The organism is Methanospirillum sp. (assembly GCF_028679455.1).
GTDB lineage: Archaea > Halobacteriota > Methanomicrobia > Methanomicrobiales > Methanospirillaceae > Methanospirillum.
The window spans coordinates 1-9,181 of record NZ_JAJRBM010000253.1; the positions used below are offsets into that span (position 1 = coordinate 1).

General features: G+C 43.1%; 8 protein-coding genes. 5 read left to right on the forward strand and 3 right to left on the reverse strand.

Features of this window, described 5'->3' with window-relative positions:
• Positions 1–96: 96 nt before the first annotated feature.
• The 3 genes from LUQ50_RS08460 to LUQ50_RS08470 all read right to left on the reverse strand — a co-directional run bounded on the left by LUQ50_RS08460 (position 97) and on the right by LUQ50_RS08470 (position 5,159).
• Positions 97–693 carry a hypothetical protein gene (locus LUQ50_RS08460; RefSeq protein WP_300039108.1) on the reverse strand — a complete coding sequence of 199 codons (597 nt, stop codon included), beginning with the start codon at positions 691–693 and terminating at the stop codon, positions 97–99.
• Between the two features lie 183 nt (positions 694–876).
• The gene (locus LUQ50_RS08465; RefSeq protein ID WP_300039111.1) at positions 877–2,781 is read right to left on the reverse strand and encodes a HAMP domain-containing sensor histidine kinase; all 1,905 of its coding nucleotides are present in this window, start codon (positions 2,779–2,781) and stop codon (positions 877–879) included.
• Between the two features lie 257 nt (positions 2,782–3,038).
• A complete protein-coding gene (locus tag LUQ50_RS08470; RefSeq protein WP_300039114.1) occupies positions 3,039–5,159 on the reverse strand; it encodes a CHASE4 domain-containing protein in 2,121 nt (706 codons plus the stop codon).
• Positions 5,160–5,550: 391 nt separating this feature from the next.
• Here LUQ50_RS08470 and LUQ50_RS08475 point away from each other — a divergent pair, with 391 nt between their 5' ends.
• The 5 genes from LUQ50_RS08475 to LUQ50_RS08495 all read left to right on the forward strand — a co-directional run bounded on the left by LUQ50_RS08475 (position 5,551) and on the right by LUQ50_RS08495 (position 9,177).
• On the forward strand, positions 5,551–5,931 hold the full coding sequence (locus tag LUQ50_RS08475) for a desulfoferrodoxin (RefSeq protein WP_300039117.1): 381 nt from the start codon (positions 5,551–5,553) through the stop codon (positions 5,929–5,931).
• A 53-nt stretch (positions 5,932–5,984) separates the two neighbouring features.
• Entirely contained in the window at positions 5,985–6,959 is a 975-nt protein-coding gene (locus tag LUQ50_RS08480; RefSeq protein WP_300039120.1) for a phosphoribulokinase, read from the forward strand.
• A 114-nt stretch (positions 6,960–7,073) separates the two neighbouring features.
• The gene (gene cfbC / locus LUQ50_RS08485; RefSeq protein ID WP_300039123.1) at positions 7,074–7,922 is read left to right on the forward strand and encodes a Ni-sirohydrochlorin a,c-diamide reductive cyclase ATP-dependent reductase subunit; all 849 of its coding nucleotides are present in this window, start codon (positions 7,074–7,076) and stop codon (positions 7,920–7,922) included.
• Between the two features lie 164 nt (positions 7,923–8,086).
• The gene (locus LUQ50_RS08490) at positions 8,087–8,497 is read left to right on the forward strand and encodes a hypothetical protein (RefSeq protein WP_300039126.1); all 411 of its coding nucleotides are present in this window, start codon (positions 8,087–8,089) and stop codon (positions 8,495–8,497) included.
• Between the two features lie 236 nt (positions 8,498–8,733).
• Complete coding sequence (locus LUQ50_RS08495; protein ID WP_300039129.1) at positions 8,734–9,177, forward strand: NusA-like transcription termination signal-binding factor; 444 nt, start codon at positions 8,734–8,736, stop codon at positions 9,175–9,177.
• Positions 9,178–9,181: the final 4 nt, after the last annotated feature.

Here is a 9,181-nt window from a genome sequence, read left to right on the forward strand (position 1 = left end):
AGTAAAAATATAGAATCACAGCCATTTAATTCTGATAGATCCCCGCGAATCCATCTCTGTATGTCACCTGTCAAGATCATCAGAAGCAAAAAAACCTTAATTGAATTTCCCGGTTGTCACCCCTGCACCTGGGATGGTATGAGTCGTCCCGTCAGATCCTTCATAGGTAAACAGGCTCAAGGCCACACAATTTACGGTAATCCGATCTCCCTGAGTCACCGGTCTCCCGAGTGGTTTGTCAATCATATATAACTGAATCATCTGTGGTGTACTATTCCCGCCAGATTTGAAGTCATCATAATTTACCCACAATTCTACTCCCTGTCCATCTGTTCCCATCCCGTTCGCCTTTACATAATCGGTGGTATCAACAGCCTGACTGACATACCCTGATACATTATAATTCGTTCCTTTTACTGCATCTGCCTCTTTTAGGAGTCTTTCATAGGGGATGCTTATTTGAGAATTATCTAGTTGTGTCGTATTTGGAGTGGCGTTCTGGGCTGTTGACTCTTTTGATATGACCACCGTATCAGTCTTATTCTGTGTAGCATTTGCAGAGATATGCAATGTTGGTATTTGTTGTGGTGTGGTTATGGTAGTATTATTGCCCGCTGTTTTATTCTGGCCTGGACCATCAGTGACTTCATGAGTGGATGACCCGGTAACTTTCAAAAATAAATCATATGGCACATTTCCATCGGTGCCAGATACTGGTAGAATTAACGTTATTAATGCCAAAAATAGTCCTATTAATAGTATCATTCGGTTTATCATGCTACCTTACAGTATTATGTCATGACCCATTATAAAAGTTAGATCCTGATAGGAACAATCAGACGACTTTCATCCTGAAACGAGTAACTTCAAGAAGGATTATGGAGTTATCCGGTAATGATCCCGGGGTATTACTATCTCAAATCTGACTCCCTTACCTTCAAACCCTACCTCTCTGATTCGGATATCATCAGCCTCCAGAACATCCTTGATAAATGCCATTCCGATTCCTGTCCCCTTCCCGAACCCGCTATCAAAAATTTTTTGTTTAAATCGATCAGGAATCCCTATCCCATTATCCAGATAGACGAGGTACCCGGCATCCGGTTTTTCTTCGAAGCATACTTTGACGGTATCTGCGGTTACTCCATGCCTGATGGTGTTATCAAGAAGGTTATAGAATACCTTGGCAATGAGACGGTCGGCAAGAATTTCCACCCCGTCACATGATTGGATGATGGTGATAAGGTCCTTGAAATCCTGTTGGTTTTTATTCAGGATTTGCCCGATATTTTGCCAGACAGGCCTTTCCTCCCCGATCTTCTCATAATCATAGGTGAATCTCAAAAGCATTATGATCTTTTCGAGGATTTGTTGTGCTTTTTTCGCATATTCATCGATACCAGTTTTTTCCGTGGTATCTGGAATCTCGTGAAGATAAAACTGTAGTGCGGTCAACTGGTTCAGAATATCATGTCTCGTGATTTGAGAGAGGTTGGTCAGGCGTTTGTTTGCTTTGGCAAGGGATATTTCTGCCTTCTCTCGTAACGTTAATTCAGTCCTGAGCGCTTTTTTCTGATCCTCTATCTTCTGGATATTTTCTTTGATACTGCTTACCATCAGATTTATGCTGGATCTGAGTTGTTCAGTCTCGGTAAATCCGGTAGATCTGACCATATGGGTTAATGAAGAGTCTGCTATGATACCAACATCTTCAGTCATCATCTCGATGGGTTTGGAAATATACCTGGAAAGAATATGGGCCATTATCAGTCCCAGCACTAGTGAGAGGATGGTACCGATAATGAATCCGATGCTATGCCATCTGATTGTATTTTCAATCTCTTCTGTGGAAAAAACCAGAATGCCAACATACTTTCGTTCAGAACCTGAAGGTGACTGGGTCATTGAGAGATTAAAATACTGGACTGATATGATCTGATTATCTTCTGGATTCTCGATGATTGATGACTCTCTGGAATCAAATGTCTGGTTCAGTATCCGGTCCAGTTTATCTCCTGATATCATACTTGAAGTATGGGACTTGCTTGTTTCAGCATGATTAGACTTCAGCGTATGTTTGCGATGCCTGATATCATACATATCAACTGAAACAAGGTTTGGAATATTCAAGGCCTGCACAGATACTGCTTTCAGTTGTGAAAACATTGCATTGTGCAATTGGGTATAATTTTCATTTCTCAATCCTATTTCAAGCAGATATTCATGATCGTCGGTGGGAAGGTACCCAAATTTCCAGTATATAGTTGGATCATGATAATCACGGATCCAGGGATCTGATTTGAACTCATTACCCAGACGTATCATAGTCAGTGATGATAAAAAGTCAGGAGTATGACTAAAATCAAGATTGGAATCTTTCTGATAGGTAGTGTATTCGACTACTCCGGTTTTATTGATCAGATAGAGTTCAAATTTATTAGAATTATCTGGGGATATCTTCTGTAGTAGAGCTTTCAGATCGATCTGGTTGACATGTCCACGATTCTGCTGGTATGCCTGTAGTAATGTACGAAGCCTGTCATGTAGCAAATAATCGAATTGGGCATCAAATGACTGAACTCCATATTCTGTAAGGATAACTGATGAAACAACGGTCTTCTCGGTCTGTAATCTGGTATTGTTGAATTCATCCATCACCTGATCAATGATATAGAAATAGGTAATTCCTGATATGATTATGATAAAAATACAAAAGATCGAAGTAATAACGGCAAACAGCACTGTCCGATATGAGGGATATTTCTCTTTATCAGGTTTCATTCCATGCTTCCAAATTAGAGAATCTAAAAATGTCAGATTAATCGGTCTAAATCTACATTATCATAAGATCTTTTAAATTTACCGAATTTGGGGTTGATCTTTCAGTATCCGGATCTGAAACCCCTTTCTGATGCATCACTTTTATGCAATCAGAACGATAACCAGAACCATAGCATGATAGTAATGTTTAATGAAATGATAAAGCACAATTCTGTTCTGGACCGGAAATTATGAACTCTTCCTGATCATCGTTCATGTTATTTGAATCGGAATGCTCCAATCGGAACCTGAATCTCAAACCGTGCTCCCTTCCCTGGTTCTCCACACTCCCTGATAGACAAACCGGTAATTGAAAGGATTTCCTTTGCCAGAAAAAGACCAAGGCCGGTATGTTTTCCATACCCATGTTCAAAGATATACTTTTTCTCTTCATATTGAACTCCCACCCCGTTATCTTCATAGATGATGAGCAACTGGGTATCTTCTATTACGCAGGAGAATTGTACCCCGGTTACTCTCTCCCCATGCCTGATGCTGTTATCCATAAGAGTTGAGAAGACCTTTCTGATAATGGGGTCTGCATAAATCTCAAGTTCCTCTGCAATCTGGTTCTCTATGATGATAGAACCTAAAGGAATCTCTGCAAGTGCCAGTTCAACAATTGAGTGAACCGGCTGCCATCCGCTGGAAATGATCCCAAAATCCTCATATTCTCTGGTGAATGCAATAATCGCTTCTAATTTACGGCCTGCTTGTTGTGCGTAAGCGATGTACTCCTGAGTTATTCCGATGTCTGGTTCATCTTTTGCAAGAGTATGGAACGATTGCATGGATGTAAGTTTATTCTGGACATCATGCCGCGTCAGACCGGTGAGCAGGCGTAGTTTTGTATTAGCCTGATGGAGCGATAGTGAATACTGCTCAAGTTCCTTTTCATGTAGATCACGCTCCTTTTCAAGCTGCTTCCGCTGTGTGATATCAATGAGAAGCAGGAGAATGGCAGAGGAGTTATTGTAAAGGATCTTCGTCCCTTTTACAAGAACGGATATCCAGTTTCCATCCTGAACCTGAATCTCCAGTTCATTGATTGGCATCTCTGTTGTATCACATAGTTCTGCTGCAACCCGGGATATCGTTTGATCCTGGACTGTTGTCCCATCTGATACACGGACCGGCATATCCGCGATAGAATCTACAACATATCCAAGTCCTTTACTCGCGGCCTGATTTATGTAGAGAATCTCATTTGCATCACCAAAAACAAGGATATAATCGGGTAATTTTTCAACCAGATCGCGAAACTGGGCTTCGCTGGTTTGGACTTTCTTCTGAGTATGTTCTATTGTCTCCAGCATCTGATTTATCTCGCCCGCGAGTCCTGATAGTTCATCATCACCCAGGATCACCACATGGTCTGTCGTACTTCCGGATTGGCCGATAGAATGAACCTGGGATGCGAGAGAGGCTATCCTTCTGAGTATTACCCGGTTGAGCAGGACAATCACTATCAATCCCAGTGAGAAACCGCCGATGAGAATAATGAGAATAACCTGAATGGTAGTGTTTATTCCCTGATGGTAGATATTCCGGTATTCAGTAATTTGGAGAACAAGTGCATCATCTCCATAGAGATCTCTGATAAGAGCGTATCCTGCAACATAGTCTGCATTTTTTGCACTGATTACTTTGGGAACAGGATTGCTCATTTGGGTAAGCCCGGATATGAGGTCTGGTGACAAGGATGGATCAGTAATCCTGGTCAGACTCAATGAGGGCTGGGTCAGGGTTGCCAGTCGGGATATCTCTTCTTCATTGAGATATCTCCCCATTATCACTACACCCCGGGCCGGACCGGTATAATTGGAATAGACAATGGGTTGTGATACAATGAGTAGCGGGTTTTCGGGAAGCATTAGAATTCCTCTGGTAACATGATGGAAATCAGACATATTCATGAGAGGATTGGAATGGGAAATCCGTTCTGCGAAGAACCCTGGAACCGGGATCATCACCCGGTTCTGAAGATCATACGAACCCGAAAAGACAATCTCACCACTTGCATTGGCAAAAGCCATAATATTCAGGTTAAGGTTATCAAAACCGTAGGGCTGAAGATTTGAGTTAAGGTAATTCGGGTCATTCCCATTGATAAATTCGACTGTATCATCCCAGGGTCCCCAGTCTGAAGCGATAGAAGACATGGTAAACAGTTCATCATTGAGTTTATTCACCGCCTGGTCAAGATCATTCTCAATGTACCGTTCTTCAAGTTCGCGATAACTGGTTAATAGGATAGTTGAAAAGAACAAACTAATTATCAGGAGAAATACGGAGAGAAGTGTAAAAAAAACCAGAATTGAAACCTTCTGAAGTCTCATATTTGTTCTCAATATTCAGAATCCGCGTATCGGGATCTTCAGGCTGACCCAATTACCTGCATTAATTTCCATATGTTCACGAATATTACCTGAAATCAGATTTTATTGACGTGTCCTCTGTCAGGATGTACTCCATATCGATAATGAGAATGTCCGGTACTGGTAATAAAGGTTATCTGGGATCAGGGTTAGGGAATCATGGAAAAATACATCCCGATTTTGTGACCTGAGAGAAATATTATCATTATTGGATTTCACTAAAAATCCATATTATGCAGATACTGTATCGAACGTTCGGTTATAACAAAACTTATCTGACATACTGCTGAACTAACAGTATGAGCAGAACCGGTACCTTACCCTGAACACCGGATCTGTCTGAGGAGCAACCATGACATCGCTTTATGAAGTATACAAGTGTGAAAAATGCGGAAATATCACCGTGGTATTTCACCCATCAGCAGGAAATCTTGCCTGTTGTGGTGCTGATATGGTACGTCAGGTAGAAAAGACTGCAGATCAGGGGAAAGAGAAGCATGTTCCGGTCATTGAGAAGGCTGGTTCTGGTATTCTGGTCAAGTGTGGTGAAGTACCTCACCCGATGGAAGAAAAACACTACATCGAATGGATCGAAGTTCAGGGAGGAGACTATTACTTTGTAAAACGGTTATCTCCCGGCGGTAAAGCAGAAGCAGAATTCCCCTGTGCAACCACCGATGTAAAAGCCCGGGCGTACTGCAACGTTCATGGGCTTTGGACAAGTTCAGCATAATCGGATAAAACCGATTCATCCTGGCCCTTCCCGAACTTCATTTTTTGATTGTTATGAATGGCAAGACATTTCATGATACCATCCGTTCATCCTTGTATACCTATATCATCGGTGTTGCCGGTGATTCCGGATCGGGAAAAACAACCTTCTCAAATGCTATCGTCGATATATTCGGCCCTGATCTTGTCTCAACCATAACTCTTGATGATTACCACCGGTATGACCGCAATGAACGGACCAGACTGGGGGTTACGCCCCTGCTGCCTGCCGCTAATGATTCTGACCGGCTCGCCCGGGATGTAGCACTCCTGAAACAGGGAAATCCGATACAAAAACCGGTATATTCCCATGAAACCGGTACCTTTCTGGACCCGGTACTGTTTCATCCTACCCGGTTTATCATTCTTGAAGGACTACATCCGTTTGCGACACCGCAACTACTACAGAATCTTGATTATACCATCTTTGTGGATCCTGATAATGAGGTAAAATATGACTGGAAACTCAGGCGCGATGTAGGTAAACGCAATTATACACCTGAAGCTGTTTTGGAGGAGATTCAGAAGCGTGAACCCGATTACCGGATGTATGTGCTTCCACAAAGGGCCCATGCCGGGGCAGTCATCAGGATCGCATATTCGGGATATGGGAAAGCATTGGGATCAACCCGTAACATATACCGCATCACTCTGGGTATGAAACCCCCGGAAACCTGCCTTGATGATATTGAACTCAACATCGATCTGTGTGGACTTTTTACCAGGTCATCTCATGACTTTCTGCTTGAATGCAGTACTCTTGACCTGGATGACCGCCGCATGAGAACCCTAACTATCGATGGAGAACTTTCGCATGATACGATCCACCGGATTGAACGCAATATCGAGGAACAGACCGGAGTTCATCCTATTGATATCTTTACCGGGGTAGATGTCATCGCAGGATCAGATCTGGTGAGGTTAATCTTATCCTGGCAGATTATCAATCACTGGATGATTATCAATGCCCGTATGTCTGCCGTTCAGTAAACCGGTCCAAAAGGAGCCATCTGCCCCACTCTCTTTTTCAGAATAATTCAGATTATAGATGGCCGGGTTATGAAAATGAATGCTTATCCCACTGTCAATCCCATCATATGAGGAATGAAACAGATCGCCATCTATGGCAAAGGAGGTATTGGGAAATCTACTACATCCTCAAACCTTTCCGCTGCTCTTGCCGACCGGGATCTTGCGGTGATGCAGATCGGGTGTGACCCTAAACGGGATAGCACCCGCATGCTTATGCAGGGGAGACTGATTCCAACAGTCCTCGATCTGATCCGGGACAAGGGTGAGTCTGAACTGGGCATAGATGACGTAGTTTTTCCGGGATATCAGGGAATTCGCTGTGTAGAAGCTGGTGGACCTGAACCTGGAGTTGGATGTGCAGGACGGGGTATCATTGCAACATTTCAGTTACTTGAACGGCTTCAGGCGTTTTCAGGTGATGTAATCCTCTATGATGTCCTGGGTGACGTGGTCTGTGGCGGGTTTGCTATGCCGATGCGCAAAGGGTATGCCCAGGAGATCTACCTGGTCACGTCAGGGGAACTGATGGCTCTGTATGCGGCGAATAATATCTGTAAAGCGATTGCCCGCATTTCACAAAACTCCCGGCAACTCTGTCGTCTCGGAGGTATCATCTGTAATTCCCGCAATACACCTGGAGAACAGGAACTGGTCGAAGCGTTTGCTACAGCGGTTGGATCAAAGGTTATTGCATCTATTCCCCGTGATGAGATTGTCCAGCATGCTGAGTTGCATACGATGACTGTCATCGAGTATGCCCCTGATTCAGATCAGGCAACTCGGTATCGTGAACTTGCTGAAGCGGTCATGACTAATGATTCCTTTATTGTCCCCTCATATCTGGAGATGGAACAACTTGAACAGATGGGGAGATCGTTTCTGACTGCTTCCCGTGACCATAGATCAGATCTGCGAAAGTAACGTACCTCTTATAATAATTTATTATTGGAATTAAATTCTTTTTTTAATCATCCAATGCAAATATTTTTCTAAAAAAATATTAATTGAGAATACTTTCGCCCTGTTATTTTAGCGTTTATATACCTCTTTCTCGCATGGTATCAGTAGACAGGAACGTGAAGATCATGCTCGAAAAAGCGGGATATATTCAAAAAAGTCGTATGATAACCATTGATGAAGCAGGAAATCCTACTGAAATTGTAGAAGTGGTTATCGAAGGCAGACGGTATGGTATTCAGACTGATGAACTTCAGCAGGCATTACGGGGAATCATCTCTGCCCGGACCTTCAAGCTCCGTACCAACTGGAAACAGTATGTAAGTTCCCTTGCCGGGATTGCATACCTGTCTAATTCAGGGCGTGCTCTTAATTTCGAGTTCATAGACGGGAGTAAATTTACCACCTCAATTGACTCACTCAGATCCTTACTGACACGACGATCACCCTATGCTCCGGTAGCCCGTCTTCCGATCAGTACTACCCTTGGTGCACACCCACGGGTAGGCAGCGCCCAGCGGGCACTGCCTCACCTTTGATCCCGAAGTTGAAAAATCCTGTTTCTATTGTTCCTTTGAGTTCGTGGATTTGGTCAGGAAGCAATAATTAAATATTATATCAGCAATATTAACACGGTCTTCCTGTCAAAAGAAATGTTCAATATATTCCATCCCCGGTTTTTTCACCTGAATACAGGGGGTGGTATGGATCTTTTGTTATTTCGGAAAGCCATCTTCGGATACTTCTCTCAGCGAATATGGAGATTGTTTCACTCATGGAACGTACACTCGGATTTAAAGAACGCAGATATATTGAGGAGATACGAATCCTCACCAAATCCACTGCTCTCGATTGTGTCATCGATGAAAAGTTCGACCGCATCATCTACGTGATCAAAACTGGCGATATGGGCTACGCTATCGGTAAAAAAGGAGACAATATCAGACGTCTTCAGAATGTACTGGGCCGAAAAGTTGAGATGGTTGAATCAGCCGAAAAATTAGAAGATTTTCTGGCAAATATCTTCAAACCAGCCAAGATCCTCAGAATCCAGATAGACACTGAAACCAATAAGATCAACACCTTTGTAGCAACCCGTAGTGAAGTCGGAATTGCAATCGGAAAAGGTGGATGCACGATTGAAAAGGCTCGTGCTCTGGTCCGGCGGTTTTTTGGAATGGAGGTCGGTGAGGTCTTTCCGGAAGGAGAGGAATCATGACCGG

Bases quoted from the DNA above. Each gene is read 5' to 3' on its own strand.
- cfbC (WP_300039123.1), top strand. From the start codon at position 7,074: ATGAAACAGATCGCCATCTATGGCAAAGGAGGTATTGGGAAATCTACT.
- LUQ50_RS08465 (WP_300039111.1), bottom strand. From the start codon at position 2,781: ATGAAACCTGATAAAGAGAAATATCCCTCATATCGGACAGTGCTGTTT.
- LUQ50_RS08475 (WP_300039117.1), top strand. From the start codon at position 5,551: ATGACATCGCTTTATGAAGTATACAAGTGTGAAAAATGCGGAAATATC.
- LUQ50_RS08495 (WP_300039129.1), top strand. From the start codon at position 8,734: ATGGAACGTACACTCGGATTTAAAGAACGCAGATATATTGAGGAGATA.
- LUQ50_RS08470 (WP_300039114.1), bottom strand. From the start codon at position 5,159: ATGAGACTTCAGAAGGTTTCAATTCTGGTTTTTTTTACACTTCTCTCC.
- LUQ50_RS08490 (WP_300039126.1), top strand. From the start codon at position 8,087: ATGCTCGAAAAAGCGGGATATATTCAAAAAAGTCGTATGATAACCATT.
- LUQ50_RS08480 (WP_300039120.1), top strand. From the start codon at position 5,985: ATGAATGGCAAGACATTTCATGATACCATCCGTTCATCCTTGTATACC.